Origin of the sequence: Vreelandella sedimenti (assembly GCF_013416325.1) — a bacterium.
In the GTDB taxonomy this organism is placed as follows: Bacteria; Pseudomonadota; Gammaproteobacteria; order Pseudomonadales; family Halomonadaceae; genus Vreelandella; species Vreelandella sedimenti.
Map to the genome: position 1 here is coordinate 228,408 of NZ_JACCGK010000007.1, position 18,405 is coordinate 246,812.

Here is an 18,405-nt window from a genome sequence, read left to right on the forward strand (position 1 = left end):
CCCGCTGCGGGAGAACACTATGAAACGACACCCTGGCCATTTAGGTTGCCTGCTGGCACTGCTATGGCTTTTTTGGCTGCCTAGCGGGGTTTATGCCGCCAACTGGTTCGCCACGCCTGGTGAGCCGTTACAGCCGTTGATCGAACGGGCTACCGACGGCGATCAATTGCTGCTGCCTGCAGGACGCTACCCTGGGCGTGTGGTTATTGACCGCACGCTGCATATCCGAGGCGAGTTGCAAGCCATACTCGATGCAGGAGGCCACGGCCATGCGGTGGTGCTGGCAGCTCCCGACATTATATTTGAAGGTGTCCGCATTGAAGACTGGGGGGACAACCTGACAGCACTGGAGGCCGCTATTTTTGTCGAGCCCAGCGCTCACGGTAGTACCATACGAAATAACCAGCTAAGCGGGCCTGGCTTCGGCATCTGGCTCGATGCTGTCAATGACGTCAGTGTGATAGGCAATACCATTCGTGGCGATACCCGACTGCGTTCCCAGGATCGCGGCAACGGCATTCACCTCTATAACGTTAGTCACTCGATTATTGAATCCAACGATGTCGCGCAGACTCGCGACGGCATCTATCTCGACAGCAGCCGCCACAACGTGCTGCGCGACAACACCCTGCATGACCTGCGCTATGGCGTGCACTACATGTACTCCTTTGACAATCGTCTTGAAGGCAACCTGACCCAGCGAACCCGAACCGGCTACGCCCTGATGCAATCCAAACGCCTGGAAGTCGTTGATAACCGTTCGGAAGCAGACGACAACTACGGCATTTTGATGAACAACATCACCGACTCCCTATTGAGCGGCAACCGTGTCGAAGGCGTCACCCAGCCCCTGGGAGCAGATGGCGAGGGGCGTCTAGCTGGCGGCGACGGCAAGGCACTGTTCGTTTACAACTCGCAGTTCAATCGTATCGAGAATAATCGTTTCGCAGCCAGCGACATCGGCATCCATCTCACCGCCGGTTCAGAGGATAACCTAATGGCGGGCAACGCCTTCATCGCCAATAAGCAGCAAGTCATGTATGTCGCTACCCGTGAGCAGGATTGGTCGGGCAATTACTGGAGCGACTACCTGGGCTGGGATCTTGACGATAGCGGTATCGGCGACACCGCCCATGAGCCCAATGACGCCATGGATCATCTTCTCTGGCGCCACCCCACCGCGCGCCTGTTGATGCAAAGCCCTGCGGTATTGGCACTGCGCTGGGTGCAACGTCAGTTTCCGGTGTTTCGTCCACCGGGGGTCAGAGACAGCGCTCCCTTGATGAGCGAGCCCGGCCGAGAAGGAAATGCTCCATGAACCCAGTAATAGAACTACAGCGTGTTACCAAGCGTCACGGGCCGCTGGTGCGACTAGCTGAAATTGATCTCACCATCAAAGAAGGCGAGATGCTCGCCTTGCTGGGACATAACGGCGCGGGCAAGACGACCATCATGAAACTTATACTGGGCTTAATTGCGCCCAGCTCGGGCCATGTTGACGTCCTCGGTGGCGCTCCAGATGGGCCACATGCCGAACGCCTGCGGCGTCAGTTGGGATATCTTCCTGAAAACGTCACCTTCTACGAACAGCTCACCGGGCGTGAAGTGCTCACCTATTTCGCTCGTTTAAAGCGCGCTGACCGCCATCAGGTAACGGTTCTGCTTGAGCGTGTGGGCCTTGTCGAAGCCGCCGACCGTCGCGTTAAAACCTACTCCAAGGGCATGCGACAGCGACTTGGCCTAGCCCAGGCTTTACTAGGGTCTCCCCGGCTATTGTTGCTTGATGAACCCACCACCGGCCTTGACCCCGCTGCCACCCGCGATTTTTATCAAGCGGTAAAAGCCCTACGCGACAACGGTTGTACCGTGCTGCTCTCTTCCCATGTACTGCCCGGCATCGAACCCTATATCGACCGCGCTTTGATTCTAGGCAAAGGGCGACGCCTGGCCCTGGGCAGCCTTGAACAACTGCGCGAAGAAGCAAAGCTACCGCTCACATTTCGTATCCACGGCACATTGCTGACCATGCAGTCTCAGCTCTGGAAAGCCATGTCCCTTGAGCCTATCCCAATCAATGAGCGCTGTGTGGAGGTCAACGTGCCCGCGGAAAATAAAATGCAGGTACTACGTCAATTAACCACCATGCCGAATATCGACGACATCGAGTTATCACCACCCACCCTTGAGCATCTCTACACGCATTTTTCTACTCGCCCCGCCTCACTGACGCCAGGAGCCAGCGCATGAAGGCCATGTTCATCGTCGCCGCCAAAGAGTTCCAGGATGGCCTGCGCAATCGCTGGGTACTGGCGATCACCGTGATCCTTGCCGTTCTGGCAATGGGTATTGCCTACTTTGGTGCCGCTGCGAGCGGCGGTCTTGGTTTTACTTCACTGGCCACCACCTTGGTCAGTTTATCAACTCTGGCCGTTTTTCTGATCCCCTTAATCGCGCTGATGCTAGCCTACGACGCCGTTGTCGGTGAGCAGGAGGCCGGCACGCTACTACTGCTACTCACCTACCCTATAAGTCGTTCGGCGTTGCTGTTTGGTAAGTTCTTCGGCCATGGGATGATTCTGGCTGTCGCCACGCTACTCGGCTTTGGTATCGCGGGTATTGTTATTGCGTTGGGCGCTGAAGGCGTACCGCTTATCCAACTAACCGTCGGCTTAGCACGGTTGATCGCCAGCAGTGTGCTCTTGGGCTGGGTGTTTTTGGCCTTTGCCTACCTGATCAGCGTAACAGTCACCGAAAAGGCACGGGCCGCCGGGCTGGCACTGGGAGTGTGGTTTCTGTTCGTGCTGGTATTCGATCTAGTACTGCTGGCCCTACTGGTTGGCGTCAAACAGGGGGGCGACTGGCTCCCCTACCTGATGCTGCTCAATCCCACCGACAGTTTTCGCTTGATCAACCTGTCGGGGTTCGACAGCACACAGCTAGAAAGCGGTATCGCGGCTATCGCGCAGCAAGGCGCGTTCCATTCTGCCTGGCCGCCCTTGGCAATGCTGGTTTGGGTCGTGGTGCCCCTGCTATTGGCCGTGCGTCGCTTCCACCGTCATACCGCTTAACATCTATTATCGAGGATTGACCATGCCCGCCCTGCTGCCCACTCTAGCCCTTATTGCCTTGCTCCTGACCGGTTGCAACAATGCCACTGACAGCGCCGAAAGGATGCCGCCTCAGCCTATTAGCGACGATGACATCTGCCATGTATGCGGTATGTTTATCACCGAATTCGAAGGCCCCAAAGGTCAGGCATTTATGCAAAGCCACAGTGACGCGCGTAAGTTCTGCTCCACGCTGGAGATGTTCGTTTTCCTCCAGCAGCCCGAAAATCAGACCCAGCTTCGCCACGCCTATGTGCATGATGTCGGCGTGACACCCTGGGAAGCACCTAAAGACGATGCCTTTATCCCTGCGGCAGATGCTTGGTATGTAGTCGACCATGACCGTCGCGGCAGCATGGGCCACACCCTGGCGCCGTTCTCCAGCCCTGAGCGTGCCGCGCAGTTCTCAACGGTTCATGGTGGCGAGATAATCACCTATGACGATATCGACCTGGAATTGCTCGCCCGGATCGGGCGCGACGAAGGGAGCGGCCATGCCGCCCACTCAATGGAAAACTAGAGGATAAAAGGAGGAGGCAAGATTAAAAGCGACCGCGCTTCAAGCTATCCAGGAGAGAGGGCTGTGATGAACAGCGGCCCCCACCATATAGGCAAAGATAGCCACCGCCACTACCGCGGCTAGGGCTCGCACCGTTGGCGTCGCCCCGCGCTTAATCGCAATGGTGCCAATACCGATATAGGCCAGCAGCGCCAGTAGCTTGGCGCCAAGCCAAGGAAGCTCCCAGGGCCATACGGAAAGCAATACCATCAAAGTCACCCCCAGCCCCAACAGAGCCGTATCAATAAGATGAGGCAATACCTTGACCCAACGGGCGTTGAGCCGCGGGCTTTCCTGCACCGACCACCAGGCGCGCACTACGAAGAGCGTGATGCTCAGCGCAGCGGCCGTCATGTGCAGGTGCTTGATGAGTAAATAGTGCTCCATGGTAACCGTCCCTAGCCGACGTTAACCGCATTGCCGTGATGATCGAAGGCAAGATAGGTGGTGATATTACCCATTTGCAGCGACTCCATCATACGCTGGAGCTGCCGTTCAACCTCGGCGTCATCTTTTGGGTCGTCCATGGCAGCGGTGAAAACTAGGTCCCATTCGATCTCGGTACGGCGTGACTCCTCGACCAACGCCGCCATGCTGGTCAATTCCTCCGTCGATTTATCTACGCATACCACAGGCACCAACACACCCCCTTCACCCTGTTCGAAGCGGCGACGCTGGTCAGCATCAGGGAAATCGGGCAGCTCTGCGCGAACGAACACAAACAGCAGGCGCTGGGGCTTAGGTTGTTTACGTGCTTCCTGCAGTAAATCGGCAAACGTCGCTATGGTCATAAAATGGGCCTTATCGCTAGTGGTTTAGAATCAGAAGGTGAGAGTAGGTAAGAATGAACAGGTGAGACTAATAGGCGGCGTTACTCGGGAGACTCTACGAACAGCCACAGCAGCAGCATTACCATGAATAGAGGTATCAACAGGCTAAGTGGCGCCGCGCGCCAACCATAGGCTTGGACTACCAAAGGTGCCATCCGCAAGGAAAACCCTACGCCCGCCGCTAACGCCAGAAAAAGGGCGACACAAAGACGCGCCCAGCGACCAGGCATCCAGCCTTTGGCGTGGGCGATGCCCGTCGTAATCACCGCACCTCCCAGTCCAAGCCCAGCCCCCACCAACAAAAACTCCCACGGCTGGCTAGCCATCCCAAACCCGCCCAGCGTCAACGCCAGACCCCATAATAGCCACTGCATCAAGCGACAGGTGTCTCCCCGCCTGGCGATATACCAAGCCGGCCAAGCCAACAGCACGCCGCTACTCAACGGTACCAGCACATAGAGGGGTTGTTTTGCGAGCAGGGCATAAAGTGTCCAGCTAGCCACCGCTAAAGCGCTTGCCAGCGGCATTAGCAGCATGGCTACCAGCAACTGATAACCATTTACTGGCTGTTTTGATGTCTCCAATGTGGGAGGCGGCACAGATGATGGCATGGCGTTTCCCAGCGAGGGTATAAAGACATCGGAAGACATGTAAGAATTGTCTGTAAATACTGGGCGTAGGTCAAAAAACATCGGAGGTAGGTCGGCTAACCCCAAAGGAATAGCCCTCGTATCGAAATGCAGACAGTGCCACACTCCCTTACCTCTTCCGCGCTATCGGAAATGCCATGAAATTACTTCAGCGCTCCCTGGTTGCTCGCATCATTGCGTCCTTACTTGCCATTAGCGGGATGGCCCTTATCAGCATCACCCTGACCATGGCAATGTCTAACAGCAGCCGTGGCGATGCTGCCGCGATTAATGTCGCTGGCTCACTACGCATGAATGCCTATCAGATCATGGGGGCCTTGCAACGCCTGGAGTATGCCCCCGAGGAGACCAGCGAAGAGCAACTAGCCAGCTTGGTGGCGAGCTTTGATCAGCGTTTGAATGGCACAACTTTACAGCAAACTATCCCGACTGATGACCGTCACGAGCGCCTCCGTCAGTTGGAAAAGATTCAGACCTACTGGCAGCGCACCCTTCGCCCTACGCTACAGGCCCCGTCCAGCGCCGCTGAACGTGATCTTGATACGCTGGAAACGATGATCGTTGCGATGGTCAATGACATTGAAGTGCTAGTGACCTATTTGGAAGAGAGCACGGAGGCCAAGGTGCGACTGCTGGGGATGATGCAAGTGCTCTTTCTGGTATTGATCGCTATTGTGGTCGCAATCGCCCTTTATGATGTTCGCTACAATCTGGTAGTGCCTTTGCGTCAACTGATGGTGCTTGCCCGAGAGGCGGCACAGCGTAACTTCAAGCCACGCTCTCAGCTACGTGGCAGTGACGAATTGGCATTGTTGGGTCACACCTTTAACAAGATGTCTGCCGAGTTGGCAACCAGCTACGCTGCCTTGGAAGACACCGTATCACGCAAGAAGCAGGAGCTTGAGCGCAGCAATCAGGCGCTGCGGGTGATGCACGATGCCAGCCGCTCGCTGTATGGGGGCGGTAACGACCTTTGTTCTAGCGCAGCGCCCATGTTACGCGAACTGGAAAAGCTGCTGGATGTCGGGCCGATACGGCTTTCGCTAAACGACCCCTTCGACCAACGGGAAATGCCTGTATTAGAAACCCACTCGCGTACCCGGCCTGAGTATTGCCGTGACCAGGATTGCCATGCCTGCTTGATTGACCCTCGCCCCTTGGAGTTGGTGGCCAAGAACCAGTCGCAGTGTTTGCTGTTACCTATCAGCGTAGGCGATACGCTGCTCGGCACCCTGGAAGTGTGGTATCCCCAGGAGCGGCTCAACGATAGCACCCGTCGCCTGCTTACCATGTTAGCCGACCAGCTCGCCACGGCGGTGTATCTGCAACGGCGTATCGAGGAGCAGCAACACGTTACGCTGATCAACGAACGAACCATCATTGCACGTGAGCTGCACGACTCTCTGGCGCAATCGCTGTCTTATCTCAAGATGCAGGTCGCCCGACTCGAACGCATGCAGCAGAAGGAGGCAACCCAAGAAGCCCAGTCTGCGGTATTCGATGAGCTGCGTAACGGATTAAACAGCGCCTATCGCCAACTGCGCGAACTGCTCACCACTTTTCGGCTTAAACTCGAAGGCCCGGGTTTACAATTCGCCCTGCGTCAGACCGTCGATGAGTTCACCCAACGTATGGGAGCAACGGTCGAACTTGACTACGATGTGCCGCCTTACCTACTTAACCCCAATGAAGAAATTCACGTGTTGCAGATCATTCGCGAGGCGCTGGCCAATACCCACAAGCATGCCCAAGCCCACTGGGCTGCCGTGACAGTGCGCTTCGCCGATGCTCAATTGCTGGTTCGCATTGAGGATGACGGCATCGGCCTGGAAGACGACAGCTCACCACCGATGCACTATGGACTAGTGATCATACGTGACCGGGCCAACACGTTGAACGGGGAACTTAGCATCGCCAATCGCCCCACGGGGGGAACCGGCATTGAAATTGTATTTACCCCGTTGACCGCTCGCTTAATCCAGCGGCAGCCTTCTCAGGCTGCCGCTGACTCTCATTTAGGTACAGGGATCTCTTAATGACGCTATCAACCGCCAACGATACACCTGCCAGCCTGATGATCATCGATGACCACCCGCTATTGCGCCGGGGCGTGGCTCAGCTGCTTGAGCTTGAAGACGACCTTGAATTGGTTGGCGAGACGGGCAACCCTGAAGAAGGCATAGCGCTGGCCCTCAAACTTGAGCCGGACCTCGTTTTACTGGACTTAAACATGCCGGGCGTCAATGGATTAGAAGCCTTGCGTCGCCTGCGGGAAGCCAACTATAGCGGCCGTGTGGTGATGTTTACCGTTTCCGACCATGAGGATGATGTGGTCGCGGCACTGCGTACCGGTGCTGACGGTTATTTGCTAAAGGACATGGAGCCCGAAGACATGGTGCGCCAGCTGCGTCAGGCTGCCCTGGGTCGCATGGTCATCAGCGAAAGCCTGACCGCCCTACTCGCTGAAGCCCTGCGTAATCAGCGCAATGCGCCCACCACCCCTGATATTCATAACCTAACGCAGCGCGAACGCGAAATCCTACAACAGCTTGCTGGCGGCCTCTCCAATAAACTTATCGCCCGTAAGCTGGATATTACTGAAGGCACGGTCAAGGTTCACGTCAAGCATCTGCTCAAAAAGCTCAACTTACGCTCGCGTGTCGAAGCCGCCGTCTGGGCCGTCCAGGAAGGCATTGATCACTAGTCAGTTCTGTGTGGTTACCTCTAAAGACTCCCAGAATACTTTTGCTCTGACCCGCCTTTACTCCCTCTCGACTTTTCCTCTTTAAAATCAATGAGAATGGGCTCTTCAGCGACTACCTCTCAAGAGGTATGCCGCTGATTTTACTGCTATTTCCACCTATTCCCCAAATCCATCCCCAAGCGTATCTTGCCTTCTAACTGCCAAATGCAGAAAGGTTTGATGCCACGGGGAAACCGCCATGAGTAAGAGAAACGCCGACATTGAGAAGTGGGATGTCGAAGACGCCCAATTCTGGGAGCAGGAAGGCAAACAGATTGCCAATCGCAACCTATGGATATCCATCCCTAGCTTGCTGATGGGCTTTGCTGTCTGGATGATGTGGGGAATGATCACCACCCAGATGCAGAACCTGGGTTTTCAATTCACGGTCAACCAACTGTTTTCCCTGACCGCACTTGCTGGCCTGGCGGGTGCCACATTGCGCATCCCTGCGTCGTTCATGATCCGCATCGCAGGCGGGCGTAACACCATCTTCCTGACCACCGCCTTGCTGATGATTCCCGCTGCCGGTACCGGTATCGCCTTGATGAACCCAGGCACGCCGTTCTGGATATTCCAGGCTTTGGCGCTACTTTCCGGTATCGGTGGCGGTAACTTCGCTTGTTCAATGAGCAACATTTCCACTTTTTATCCCAGCAAGCAGCAAGGTTACGCCCTGGGCATGAATGCAGGCCTCGGCAATTTCGGCGTCACTACCATGCAAATTGTCATCCCGCTGGTAATGACCGTCGGCATTTTCGGCGCTATCGCTGGTTCACCGATGGAGTTGCAAAGCGCCAGCGGTACGTTGATTGGCCGGATCGAAGCAGGCACCGATACCTGGATACAGAATGCTGGCTTTATCTGGCTTATATTCCTGGTTCCATTAGCGTTCGCCGGTTGGTTCGGCATGAACAATCTTCGTACTATTACACCCAATCCTGGTTCACCGCTGGCGGCTTTCAGCAAAATATTAGGACTCTACGGCGTCGGCATGGTGACTGCCATCATCGGCATGCTGGCTCTCAGCTGGCTTAATATGTGGGTTGCCCTTCCGCTAACCATTGTTCTGACTCTGGTGTTGTTGCGCCTGATTCCTGGCGATATCAAACCCAATATCCAGAAGCAGTTCGCGATATTTTCCAATAAACACACCTGGTCGATGACCATTCTCTACATTCTGACCTTCGGGTCCTTTATCGGCTTCTCTGCGGCGCTGCCGCTCTCTATCAATGTCATCTTCGGCAACATGATGGAAGCGGCCGCCGACGGCACGCTGGTTCGCGTGGCCAACCCGGAAGCGCCCAGCGCCCTGACCTGGGCCTGGATAGGCCCCTTCGTGGGCGCCCTGATCCGTCCTTTGGGTGGTTGGATCTCCGACAAGGTGGGTGGCTCCATCGTCACTCAAATCATCTCTGCGGTCATGGTGGTCGCTTCCATCGCCACCGGCTACGTGATGATGCTGGCCTACAACGCCACCGACCCGAACCAATTCTTTTGGATATTTCTGTTGCTCTTCATCGTGTTATTCGCCGCCAGTGGCATCGGCAACGGCTCCACCTTCCGCAGTATCGGTGTGATTTTCGATCAGCAGCAGAAAGGCCCGGTACTTGGCTGGACCTCTGCCGTCGCCGCCTATGGCGCCTTTATCGCTCCCCGGGTGATGGGCGATCAGATCCAGGCCGGCACACCGGAGCTAGCCATGTACGGCTTCGCGATCTTCTACGCCATCTGCCTCGTCATCAACTGGTGGTTCTACCTGCGCAAAGGTGCCTACGTTAAGAACCCCTGACCTACTTTAAACCCCCTAAATATAGCTTGCTTCTTTACGCCCGGAGCCAAGCTCCGGGGCTTGATTCCCTACCCCAGTGCGGGAGGACACCATGAAAATCATGATCGCCTACGACGGTTCGAGAAACGCCAAGCTGGCGCTCGCTCAGGTCGTCAATATGTTTCGCTGCAACCAGCCCCTGCTGGTGCTGGTCGGCGTGGTGGAAAATCCACTCGACGCTACCGACAACAACGAAGCACTTTTTCAGCAGGAATACGATGAGGTTAAACAGCACCTTCAGGAGGGCGTGGCGTTCGCTACTGGTGAGGGTTTCCAGGCCGAGCAGCTTCTTGCCGAAGGGGATGCACGCAAGATGCTGCTTCAGGCGACTCGCAAACTCGCACCCGACCTGCTGGTGATTGCTCGCCACAGCCATCAACCAGACGGCGGCATCATCGCCAAATCGTTGACTTACTTCGTCGATGAACTCGACTACATGACCTTTGGCAGCGTCAGCTCGTTTCTGGCGCGACGCGCCGAGTGTCCTTTATTGATCCTACCCAGCCCTTGAGCAGCCTCTAACCACCTTTGGGACATACCACTTTTGGGACACAGGATGATACGACCATGAAAGTTTCCGCTGTATTCAAGTTCCGCAGCCCTGAAATCCGGGCCTTGCACCTGACCTGGATCGCCTTCTTTATTACCTTCTACGTCTGGTTCAACATGGCGCCGCTAGCGTCGAGCATGCTCAAGAGCGTCGACTGGTTGACCTCGGACGATCTCAAGCTGTTTGCCATCTGCAACGTCGCCTTGACCATTCCCGCGCGCATTATCGTCGGCATGGCATTGGACCGCTTCGGCCCACGGCGGGTGTTCTCGGTGCTGATGGTCTCTATGTCGATACCGGCGCTGGCGTTTGCCTTCGGGAACAGCATGACGCAGCTGCTAGTGGCGCGCCTAGTGCTGAGTTCGATCGGGGCCAGCTTTGTGGTGGGCATTCACATGACCGCGCTGTGGTTCAAGCCCAAGGACATCGGCTTCGCCGAAGGCTTCTACGCCGGCTGGGGTAACTTCGGTTCCGCCGTGGCAGCCATGTCGCTGCCAACCATTGCGTTAAGCATGTACGGCGGCCCCGACGGCTGGCGCTGGGCCATCGCACAAAGCGCCATCGTCATGGCTGCCTATGGCGTCTACTACTGGTTCGCGATCACCGATGGCCCGGATGCCCAGGCCCACCGTAAACCCCGCAAGTCCGCCGCTATGGAAGTGAGCTCCTGGGGCGATATGATCAAGCTGATTATTTGGACCATCCCGCTGGTCGGCGTACTTGCCATTCTGGTCTGGCGCATACAGTACATGGGCTATTTATCCGTCCCCGGGGCGGTCATCGCTTACCTCACCATCGTAGTGATCGTTATTTATCAGGTCGTACAGATTCTGCGGGTTAACCTGCCGATCCTGCGCAAGGGCGTACCAGAGGACGACAAGTACTCGTTCAACAGCGTGGCCGCGCTTAACAGTACTTACTTTGCCAACTTCGGCGCTGAGCTGGCGGTGGTATCGATGCTGCCCATGTTCTTTGAGGAAACCTGGGGGTTGAATGCCGCCACAGCTGGCTTGATCGCGGCGTCGTTCGCCTTCGTCAATTTGGTGGCCCGCCCCATGGGCGGCATGGTCTCCGACCGCATGGGTAACCGGCGTTTCGTGATGCTGTGCTACATGTTTGGCATTAGCGCTGGGTTCTTGCTGATGGCCATGCTCAATTCGAGTTGGCCGCTAATTCTGGCCATTGCAGTGACCATCGGCACCTCGATTTTTGTGCAAGGGGCTGAGGGGGCAACCTTCGGCATCATCCCCTCCATCAAGCGCCGTATCACCGGGCAGATATCGGGTATGGCGGGTGCCTACGGTAACGTGGGTGCGGTGGTTTACCTGACCATCTTTACGTTTGTCACACCGTCACAGTTCTTCTACATCATCGCGACCGGCGCTTTCATTAGTTGGCTGATCTGCCTGGTATGGCTCAAGGAGCCGGAGGGTGCCTTCGACGACGAGTATCACGTCTCCTCGGTGGATCGCATGATCGAAGAGCAGGCGGCACTGAAACTGAAGGCCAAACAAGCGACTCGCTGAGGCCAACACCCGACCCAAGCGGCGAGATGCCGAAGTGACCTGGATCGAGAAATAAAGGCCTACCACCAAAGGATTAAGAGCGAGATTTCAAGAGGTAGCGATGGCAGATCTTGATGCACATCAACCTCGACTTCATCAAGACTGACAGTCTGTAAGGCGACCATTACGGCAGCGCAGAGGGAGGCACGACATGAAACATCTCGAAGGGGTAACCCGACCCCAGCAGTACCGGGCCCTGACACTGAGTACATTGGCATTTACCACCTGCTTCGCGGTATGGACGATATTTTCCATTATCGGTGTGCAGATCCAGCAGGATCTGGGCCTCAACGAGACCCAATTCGGCATCCTGGTCGCCACGCCGATACTGACCGGCTCGATCAGCCGCATTTTCCTGGGCATCTGGACCGAGCAGTTCGGCGGCCGTCGCGTCTTTAGCCTGCTGATGCTGATCACCGCAGCCTGTGTCTTCATGCTCTCCTACGTCGAATCCTACGCTATGTTCCTGGTCGCGGCACTCGGTGTGGGCTTGGCCGGAGGCTCCTTCATCGTCGGCATCGCCTATACCTCCTACTGGTTCGAGAAGGAGAAGCAGGGCACCGCGCTGGGCATCTTCGGTGCCGGCAACGCCGGTGCGGCGGTCACTAACTTCGCCGCCCCCTTCCTGCTGCTAGCGCTAGGCTGGGAGCAGACTGCGGTGGTCTACGCTATCGTGTTGACCGTGATCGCCGTGGGCTTCTGGGTTTTCTCTAAGGAGGACCCACTGACCCGCTCGCGTCGCGGCCAGGGCGGCAAGGGCACTTCCGCCCGGGAGCAGCTGGAGCCACTCAAGCATCTCCAGGTATGGCGCTTCGCTCTCTACTACTTCTTCGTGTTCGGCGCCTTCGTCGCCCTGGCCTCCTACTTGCCACGCTACTACGTCGGCGCCTATGGCGTCAGCATCGCCGTAGCGGGTAGCTTGGCGGCACTCTATACCCTCCCCGCCAGCGTCTTCCGGGCCCTGGGCGGGTGGATGTCCGACCGCTATGGCGCCCGCTCAATCATGTACCTGACCTTCATCGCCTCGCTGGGCTGCCTGTTCCTGCTAGCCTACCCCGAGACCAGCTACGTGGTGCACGGCAAGGAGGGCGAGATCGCCTTCACCCTGGCCATGCCACTATGGGGCGTGGTGGTCCTGACGGTACTGCTGGGCTTTTTCATGTCGCTGGGTAAGGCCGCCGTCTACAAGCACATTCCGGTCTACTATCCTGAGAATGTCGGCTCCGTAGGTGGACTGGTCGGCATGATCGGCGGCCTGGGCGGCTTCTTCCTGCCGATCGTGTTCGGCATCGTGCTCGACCTCACCGGCATATGGACCAGCTCCTACATGGTAATATTCGTACTAGTCGCGGTCTCACTGACCTGGATGCACGGTGCCATCCGCCGTATGGAGCGCAAAACCGTGCCCGAACTCGGCGACGAGCGCTATCGCTACCTTCCGGAACTTCAGGAACCTGCGGAACAGTATGCCGCACGCAAACGTACATAATAGACCGAGGATTGACACTGCGTACCGTAGGCAGGGCGCGCCACCTACGGGTGGCCGCCTCTCAACGGGAGTCGGTGATGTCCTCAATCCAGGTTAAGGCCGCAACGGCAGCCGGAAATCCGGTGGTAGGAATCGCTAATATGGCTATTTGTTTGAGCTCCTCGGCACTTACGCCTTCCTCTAGGGCACGACGAACATGGGAATGAACGGCGCCTTCGGAGCGGGCACCTATCGCCAGCGACAGCTTTATCAAACGCCGGCTACGTTCATCAAGCGGCCCGGCTTCAGCGCAGGCTTTCCCCAGAGCGGCATAAGCCTCCCATATCTCAGGATACTGATCCGCTACATCCCCTGCTCCGGAAGGCAAATCATGCTTTTTCATAGTTCAATACCTTAACGATAAATTGAAGTTCACAGTATAGAAGTACGGCGACTAAATGCCACTCACCACACTTAAGAGCTAAACACAGCAATCGAACCAAGAATTCTTAATGAGGACATTCGATGTATATTGGCTATATCAATCTTCTTAAGCTCTGCATTAAGTGGGCTTATTCCAACCAGGAAATGGCGCTTCTTCCTGCAAATGACGCAACTCAGGTTGATGAGCTTCAGCGATTTGGGTTACCCGATTCACGCCCTCTTCTAATAAATGCACTTCTATTTGACGACGATCCTCACGCCCTTGCCGCCGTACAACCAATGATAGCTGCTCACAGCGGTCAACTAGCGCCACCACACCATGATGTTTCGCTTGCAGCCGCTCAGCAAGCTCACCCACCGTCGCCCAATCTCTTCCATGGAACCCACGAAGATGTAGCAATAGTTGATACTGCAATGGTGTCAGCCCATAGCGGCGACAGATATCTTCACTATGACGAAGAAAACAACGCAACCTGTAGCGAAATTGCGACAGCCGCTCAAAGTCGCTTTTATCAAGTGTCTGGGGGTTATTCATTTTTCCATTTCTCTTAGCCACATACTCAACTATCACTTATTGGCCAATTTATAGCGCCTTTAAAAAACATAATATCACACCATGATACAAGCAGCCATTGAGGTTATTTCTCTAGGAGGGATCTGAAATGAGAGTACTCACTTTTCTCAAATTACCATTCAACCATCGTGAAGGCTGGAAAGAGTTACAGGCTTCCTACCCCTCCATTCCTTTACTAGCGTGGCTGGTGGTTTTACCCATGTCGCTCTTGCCGCCTGTAATGCTTTACTATGCTGGCACCCATTACGGCGATGCATTTATGGCGGGCTTTGCTGACCGAGAGTGGCGCTTTATTACTACAATTATTTTCCTTGCAGAGATATTGAGTTTTTTCGTTATCGGCTGGGTAATCTACGCTGTAGTCAATGGAACTGATGAGTTATCTATCAGCTATCGAGATGCCTATTTACTTGCCGCGCTTGCACCACTACCTTTATTCGTCGCTTCATTGTCGCTATTGGTACCTAACTTATTTTTCAACGTAGTGGTTATATTTAGCGGACTGGGCATCTCTTGCAGCTTGATTTACCACGGTTTACAAGCACTCTGTATGCATCAAGAATTTAATGTTGCTACTATCTCAGCCACTTACACGATTATGGCTGCCAGTGCTCTGGGGTGGGGTATTTTGTTTGCTGTTATCTGGGCTTATTAATCCATTAACATTAGGCACACTGCCCTACAGGGGTACCAATCCAGTCATCGTCAGCCAAATGATGGCACATTAAGCAAACGGACTAACGTTGAGAAGTGGGTAATGTGTGCGCTAGGCAGGGAGATGAGCAAAATTCACGATCACTCGTGTCCTCCTCTTCGAGCGCTGATAGCGTCAGCTCTTTGATTACCGGAAGGTGTGAACCTTCAATTTGACGAGACGCGGTTAGTAAGGTGAGCCGTCCTATTCGTGCGAACCTCATCAACGGTAGCAGCCTATCAGGGTAGGCTTTCAGCTCACTACGGTATCGCTCAAAAAACAGTGATTTACTGATTTTTTGCTGTTGATATAGACGACATAATTGATATGCGGGCGCTACCTCCTGGCACCACTCATTTAGCGTAAGCGAGTGGCGCGACAGTCCTCTAGGCCATAACCTATCAACCAATATACGAGTGCCGTCGTGGCCCTCTATCGGCGCATATATACGCTTAAGCATGATTTCATACGACATTGTTTATATACCTCCGCCAGCGCGCTGTGTCTTTACTTCAGAGAATCTCTCACACCATTGGCAAGACCTGGACGACTTCGAAGGATCGGAGTACCAACGCATATTAACAAAAGTGATGCTCACAGAGGGTGGCAGTGTAAGAGCATACGTGTATGCCCTTCGCTGAAGGGCCTATATGACGAACTTGAGCAGCTGCGCTGGGGAAATCCTCAACTCAAAGAGGAGCGAGAGCTGCTAAAAAAAGCGGTCGCCTTCTTTGCCAAATAATCTAGCTGAGATACTCCTTTATTCAAAACCACTGATGTGTCGGCTGTTTGACGTTTCTCGAGGCGACTATTATGAATGCCGTTCACGACCACTCAGCCCAAGAAAACAACAAGATGAAGCGTTGAAGACTAAAATCGCTAAACTTCATGGAGAAAGCCGTGCCACGTATGGAACGCCGCACATCCAGAAACAGCTGTCTGCAAAGGGCAAAATCATCCGCCGACGGCGGATTTCAAAAAACACCTTCGCTGCTCCAACCACCCTTCAATAACACCTGGCTTATGCACCCTGTGTGGCCATGAAAATTCCTTTATGCAAGTGCTTCAAAGAACACCTTGAACGGCTTGCATCAAGTCATTACTACTATTCATTTGCATTCATACGGTGCAATTTGCAATCATTCGCGCTCATTTGGTGCATTTGGGCGTGGAATGAAGACCTATTTAAACAAGATGCGTGGTGAGCGTGTTCAGCGATCTTTTGTCGGCTGGAAAGATGCATTCTGGTCGTGGCTAGGTGCTTTCAGTGGAATGGTTTTAATTTGCTGGTTAAGTGCAGGCTGGCTCTCACAAGAATTACTCATTGTAGGCTCTTTTGGTGCCACCTCAGTCCTTATCTATGCGGCTCCTGAAAGCCCTTTTGCGCAGCCAAGCCATGTACTCTTTGGCAGCATGCTTTCTTCATTAGTAGGCGTAGCTTGCTATCAATGGCTTGGAGTGTCCTCTCTTGCCATGGCACTAGCAGTGTCGTTATCGATTTTTGTTATGCAACTTACCCACACGGTGCACCCACCAGGAGCCGCCGCGGCATTGACGGCCGTTGCTGGAGGCGAAAACGTACACCAATTGGGCTGGTTATTCCCCCTTTTCCCTATTGGAGCTGGTTGTATTATTATGCTTTCAGTGGCTATTATGATTAACAACCTTGCCCGCCACCGCCGCTATCCGCGCTATTGGTAAAGTGAGCAGTTAAGCAACCGTAATCAACATTAAAATGTCCAATATGAGCATTTTAATAATTGAAACCTCAACTATGGCCCCTCTACACCCGTCAGCTTGATAAATGAAAACGGCCTTACTGCTCCCGGCCGGTTGGCTTCATCCGTTGCCATTCGCTGACCGCTTCCATCTCAGAGGCATTGGCATCGCACTGGGCGAGTAGCTCTTTCAGCGTATACCGTGGCGCCTCACCGAGCATCTCCCATTCACTTTCGCCCACGGGTGTGAGTAGATCTACTTGAGAGATGACACTGCCGCGGAGTTTATCTGATGAAGCCGTCATGAAACATAACCCTCGCTTACTGATATCAAATATAGGGAGTCTGGACGGCCACTGTGCTTGATGAGCCATCGTTAATAACCATACAAGGCAATTTATCTACTCTTTATAGCAGCATAGCATCCACGGTTGCGATCTTGTGTGTTGCGCTGGGAAGAGATCGAGCAACATCAAGCCTCCCTGGTGAAGAGCAAATCCATTGCGCTAGAAAGGTCATGTTCCTTGAATGGCCAACGCGACGGGTTCACGGTGCTCAAGGTAGCCAGTGGTTACCTTGAGCAGCCCCGCCTGGAGCCCATCGAGGGGCGAGTATGATAGAATTATAGAAATCGACGACGGCGTAAAATCACGGCTAGCGCTAACTTAGAAAGCATGGTTTCAGACCTAGCGGCCTTACGAGAAGCTATCCTCGTTTCTAGGCTATCGCCTAAAGAAGTCATAAGGCTCATCCTAAACATCGAAGAGGAGTCTACAAATGCAGCCCTTATCGCCTGATGTTTTGGCTATTCTTCTTCCTCTCGGCATCCTGTGTGCCGCCCTACTCCTGTTTGGGACCGGCTTGGTTTGGGCCCGCTACCGCGATCACAAAAGCGAGGAAAATCGAGAAAAGTTGATTCAAACCATATTGGACCTGGTCGAACCTTGGGCGGGCTCTCGAACTGCTGCCTGGGCGTGGTATCGAACATATACAATTTCTGCCTTGGGGGGACTGACAGCCGAACAACTGATTATGCGGGGCAGGGCTAATGATGTAATCGCTTACCTCACCCACATCCGCCAAGGTGGTCATGCTTAACACAGCTTATTGCTCATTTGCCGATTTATTTTCCAGCCGTAATCACCGGAGATAGGCTAAGCAGTATCTTACAAAAGGCGGCGAATGATCTTTAACGTAACGGAAGTTAAAATTATGTGTCGGCGAATAAACGTTACACTCTACAAGCGCACGACTCCCATCCTATACCATGGAGCTATACTTTATAAGAATTCGGTGCTAAGTAAGCATCGTCCAGCGCTGTGTTAAAACAGTATGACATCGCTGCTAATATCAGCTGATAACAGCTAAACCGATGAGCGTTATATTCAGTACTAGAAACAGCTCTGCGAGAGGTGTCAAGCAGACCACGATCAGTAAACGCCCCAAGACCACTCTCTTTTCACAATTTCTCTTATCAAGATCAAACACCTTTGCCCATGGCTAAAACCATTGACTACAATAATAACCACCTTTCTTTTAAACAGGCCGATTGCGCCCAGCCTATAAAAAATTTACTAGGCGTTTTAGCATGACATCAGGTAAAATATTGTGTATTTATAGCTACCTAAACCATGGTGCTAGTAAGTGGTTATGCAAAAGTTATCGAGTTACT

Annotated in this window: 20 protein-coding genes; 13 read left to right on the forward strand and 7 right to left on the reverse strand. The window is 54.2% G+C overall.

What is annotated here, in order from left to right; translation table 11 throughout:
- Window positions 1-19 precede the first annotated feature (19 nt).
- Genes HZU72_RS10020 through HZU72_RS10035 form a run of 4 tightly spaced genes read left to right on the forward strand, consistent with a single transcriptional unit; the run spans window position 20 to window position 3,627 of the window.
- A complete protein-coding gene (locus tag HZU72_RS10020) occupies window positions 20-1,318 on the forward strand; it encodes a nitrous oxide reductase family maturation protein NosD (RefSeq protein WP_180091660.1) in 1,299 nt (432 codons plus the stop codon).
- Complete coding sequence (locus tag HZU72_RS10025) at window positions 1,315-2,247, forward strand: ABC transporter ATP-binding protein (RefSeq protein ID WP_180091661.1); 933 nt, start codon at window positions 1,315-1,317, stop codon at window positions 2,245-2,247. Before HZU72_RS10020 ends, HZU72_RS10025 begins: the two co-directional genes overlap by 4 nt.
- Window positions 2,244-3,068 carry an ABC transporter permease gene (locus tag HZU72_RS10030; RefSeq protein ID WP_180091662.1) on the forward strand — a complete coding sequence of 275 codons (825 nt, stop codon included), beginning with the start codon at window positions 2,244-2,246 and terminating at the stop codon, window positions 3,066-3,068. Before HZU72_RS10025 ends, HZU72_RS10030 begins: the two co-directional genes overlap by 4 nt.
- A gap of 22 nt (window positions 3,069-3,090) precedes the next feature.
- On the forward strand, window positions 3,091-3,627 hold the full coding sequence (locus HZU72_RS10035; RefSeq protein ID WP_235976058.1) for a nitrous oxide reductase accessory protein NosL: 537 nt from the start codon (window positions 3,091-3,093) through the stop codon (window positions 3,625-3,627).
- Between the two features lie 39 nt (window positions 3,628-3,666).
- Here HZU72_RS10035 and HZU72_RS10040 read toward each other — a convergent pair whose 3' ends face one another.
- The 3 genes from HZU72_RS10040 to HZU72_RS10050 form a co-directional block, all read right to left on the reverse strand.
- Window positions 3,667-4,053 (reverse strand): SirB2 family protein, encoded by a 387-nt coding sequence (locus HZU72_RS10040; protein WP_180091664.1) that lies wholly within the window; start codon window positions 4,051-4,053, stop codon window positions 3,667-3,669.
- Between the two features lie 11 nt (window positions 4,054-4,064).
- A complete protein-coding gene (locus HZU72_RS10045) occupies window positions 4,065-4,457 on the reverse strand; it encodes a ribonucleotide reductase subunit alpha (protein WP_180091665.1) in 393 nt (130 codons plus the stop codon).
- A gap of 80 nt (window positions 4,458-4,537) precedes the next feature.
- Complete coding sequence (locus HZU72_RS10050) at window positions 4,538-5,107, reverse strand: hypothetical protein (RefSeq protein WP_235976059.1); 570 nt, start codon at window positions 5,105-5,107, stop codon at window positions 4,538-4,540.
- Window positions 5,108-5,283: 176 nt separating this feature from the next.
- Between HZU72_RS10050 and HZU72_RS10055 the strand changes: the two genes are divergently transcribed.
- From HZU72_RS10055 to HZU72_RS10080, 6 genes are all read left to right on the forward strand, one after another.
- Window positions 5,284-7,182 carry a type IV pili methyl-accepting chemotaxis transducer N-terminal domain-containing protein gene (locus HZU72_RS10055; protein WP_180091667.1) on the forward strand — a complete coding sequence of 633 codons (1,899 nt, stop codon included), beginning with the start codon at window positions 5,284-5,286 and terminating at the stop codon, window positions 7,180-7,182.
- Window positions 7,182-7,850, forward strand: coding sequence for a two-component system response regulator NarL (narL, locus tag HZU72_RS10060; protein WP_180091668.1), 669 nt, complete (start codon window positions 7,182-7,184; stop codon window positions 7,848-7,850). The genes HZU72_RS10055 and narL overlap by 1 nt, the downstream gene beginning before the upstream one ends.
- A 238-nt stretch (window positions 7,851-8,088) precedes the next feature.
- A complete protein-coding gene (locus HZU72_RS10065; RefSeq protein ID WP_180091669.1) occupies window positions 8,089-9,681 on the forward strand; it encodes an MFS transporter in 1,593 nt (530 codons plus the stop codon).
- A 91-nt stretch (window positions 9,682-9,772) separates the two neighbouring features.
- Window positions 9,773-10,231 (forward strand): universal stress protein, encoded by a 459-nt coding sequence (locus HZU72_RS10070; protein WP_180091670.1) that lies wholly within the window; start codon window positions 9,773-9,775, stop codon window positions 10,229-10,231.
- Between the two features lie 56 nt (window positions 10,232-10,287).
- Entirely contained in the window at window positions 10,288-11,796 is a 1,509-nt protein-coding gene (locus HZU72_RS10075; RefSeq protein ID WP_180091671.1) for an MFS transporter, read from the forward strand.
- A 190-nt stretch (window positions 11,797-11,986) separates the two neighbouring features.
- Entirely contained in the window at window positions 11,987-13,324 is a 1,338-nt protein-coding gene (locus tag HZU72_RS10080; RefSeq protein WP_180091672.1) for an MFS transporter, read from the forward strand.
- A 61-nt stretch (window positions 13,325-13,385) separates the two neighbouring features.
- On the opposite strand, the gene HZU72_RS10085 is transcribed toward HZU72_RS10080, so the two are convergent.
- Window positions 13,386-13,706, reverse strand: a complete 321-nt coding sequence (locus HZU72_RS10085; protein WP_180091673.1) for a carboxymuconolactone decarboxylase family protein — start codon at window positions 13,704-13,706, stop codon at window positions 13,386-13,388.
- 159 nt (window positions 13,707-13,865) lie between these two features.
- Window positions 13,866-14,282, reverse strand: coding sequence for a MarR family winged helix-turn-helix transcriptional regulator (locus HZU72_RS10090; protein ID WP_180091674.1), 417 nt, complete (start codon window positions 14,280-14,282; stop codon window positions 13,866-13,868).
- A gap of 127 nt (window positions 14,283-14,409) precedes the next feature.
- Here HZU72_RS10090 and HZU72_RS10095 point away from each other — a divergent pair, with 127 nt between their 5' ends.
- On the forward strand, window positions 14,410-14,976 hold the full coding sequence (locus tag HZU72_RS10095) for a YIP1 family protein (RefSeq protein ID WP_180091675.1): 567 nt from the start codon (window positions 14,410-14,412) through the stop codon (window positions 14,974-14,976).
- 82 nt (window positions 14,977-15,058) lie between these two features.
- Here HZU72_RS10095 and HZU72_RS10100 read toward each other — a convergent pair whose 3' ends face one another.
- Window positions 15,059-15,490, reverse strand: coding sequence for a DUF488 family protein, N3 subclade (locus HZU72_RS10100; RefSeq protein WP_180091676.1), 432 nt, complete (start codon window positions 15,488-15,490; stop codon window positions 15,059-15,061).
- Between the two features lie 698 nt (window positions 15,491-16,188).
- Between HZU72_RS10100 and HZU72_RS10105 the strand changes: the two genes are divergently transcribed.
- A complete protein-coding gene (locus tag HZU72_RS10105) occupies window positions 16,189-16,716 on the forward strand; it encodes an HPP family protein (RefSeq protein ID WP_180091686.1) in 528 nt (175 codons plus the stop codon).
- A gap of 115 nt (window positions 16,717-16,831) precedes the next feature.
- On the opposite strand, the gene HZU72_RS10110 is transcribed toward HZU72_RS10105, so the two are convergent.
- The gene (locus HZU72_RS10110) at window positions 16,832-17,038 is read right to left on the reverse strand and encodes an AbrB/MazE/SpoVT family DNA-binding domain-containing protein (RefSeq protein WP_180091677.1); all 207 of its coding nucleotides are present in this window, start codon (window positions 17,036-17,038) and stop codon (window positions 16,832-16,834) included.
- Window positions 17,039-17,510: 472 nt separating this feature from the next.
- On the opposite strand from HZU72_RS10110, the gene HZU72_RS23635 reads away from it, so the two are divergent.
- Window positions 17,511-17,831 (forward strand): hypothetical protein, encoded by a 321-nt coding sequence (locus tag HZU72_RS23635; RefSeq protein WP_208458018.1) that lies wholly within the window; start codon window positions 17,511-17,513, stop codon window positions 17,829-17,831.
- Window positions 17,832-18,405: the final 574 nt, after the last annotated feature.

Coding starts and splice junctions, on each gene's coding strand:
- HZU72_RS10020 (WP_180091660.1), top strand. CDS start 20: ATGAAACGACACCCTGGCCATTTAGGTTGCCTGCTGGCACTGCTATGG.
- HZU72_RS10025 (WP_180091661.1), top strand. CDS start 1,315: ATGAACCCAGTAATAGAACTACAGCGTGTTACCAAGCGTCACGGGCCG.
- HZU72_RS10030 (WP_180091662.1), top strand. CDS start 2,244: ATGAAGGCCATGTTCATCGTCGCCGCCAAAGAGTTCCAGGATGGCCTG.
- HZU72_RS10035 (WP_235976058.1), top strand. CDS start 3,091: ATGCCCGCCCTGCTGCCCACTCTAGCCCTTATTGCCTTGCTCCTGACC.
- HZU72_RS10040 (WP_180091664.1), bottom strand. CDS start 4,053: ATGGAGCACTATTTACTCATCAAGCACCTGCACATGACGGCCGCTGCG.
- HZU72_RS10045 (WP_180091665.1), bottom strand. CDS start 4,457: ATGACCATAGCGACGTTTGCCGATTTACTGCAGGAAGCACGTAAACAA.
- HZU72_RS10050 (WP_235976059.1), bottom strand. CDS start 5,107: ATGCCATCATCTGTGCCGCCTCCCACATTGGAGACATCAAAACAGCCA.
- HZU72_RS10055 (WP_180091667.1), top strand. CDS start 5,284: ATGAAATTACTTCAGCGCTCCCTGGTTGCTCGCATCATTGCGTCCTTA.
- narL (WP_180091668.1), top strand. CDS start 7,182: ATGACGCTATCAACCGCCAACGATACACCTGCCAGCCTGATGATCATC.
- HZU72_RS10065 (WP_180091669.1), top strand. CDS start 8,089: ATGAGTAAGAGAAACGCCGACATTGAGAAGTGGGATGTCGAAGACGCC.
- HZU72_RS10070 (WP_180091670.1), top strand. CDS start 9,773: ATGAAAATCATGATCGCCTACGACGGTTCGAGAAACGCCAAGCTGGCG.
- HZU72_RS10075 (WP_180091671.1), top strand. CDS start 10,288: ATGAAAGTTTCCGCTGTATTCAAGTTCCGCAGCCCTGAAATCCGGGCC.
- HZU72_RS10080 (WP_180091672.1), top strand. CDS start 11,987: ATGAAACATCTCGAAGGGGTAACCCGACCCCAGCAGTACCGGGCCCTG.
- HZU72_RS10085 (WP_180091673.1), bottom strand. CDS start 13,706: ATGAAAAAGCATGATTTGCCTTCCGGAGCAGGGGATGTAGCGGATCAG.
- HZU72_RS10090 (WP_180091674.1), bottom strand. CDS start 14,282: ATGAATAACCCCCAGACACTTGATAAAAGCGACTTTGAGCGGCTGTCG.
- HZU72_RS10095 (WP_180091675.1), top strand. CDS start 14,410: ATGAGAGTACTCACTTTTCTCAAATTACCATTCAACCATCGTGAAGGC.
- HZU72_RS10100 (WP_180091676.1), bottom strand. CDS start 15,490: ATGTCGTATGAAATCATGCTTAAGCGTATATATGCGCCGATAGAGGGC.
- HZU72_RS10105 (WP_180091686.1), top strand. CDS start 16,189: ATGAAGACCTATTTAAACAAGATGCGTGGTGAGCGTGTTCAGCGATCT.
- HZU72_RS10110 (WP_180091677.1), bottom strand. CDS start 17,038: ATGACGGCTTCATCAGATAAACTCCGCGGCAGTGTCATCTCTCAAGTA.
- HZU72_RS23635 (WP_208458018.1), top strand. CDS start 17,511: ATGCAGCCCTTATCGCCTGATGTTTTGGCTATTCTTCTTCCTCTCGGC.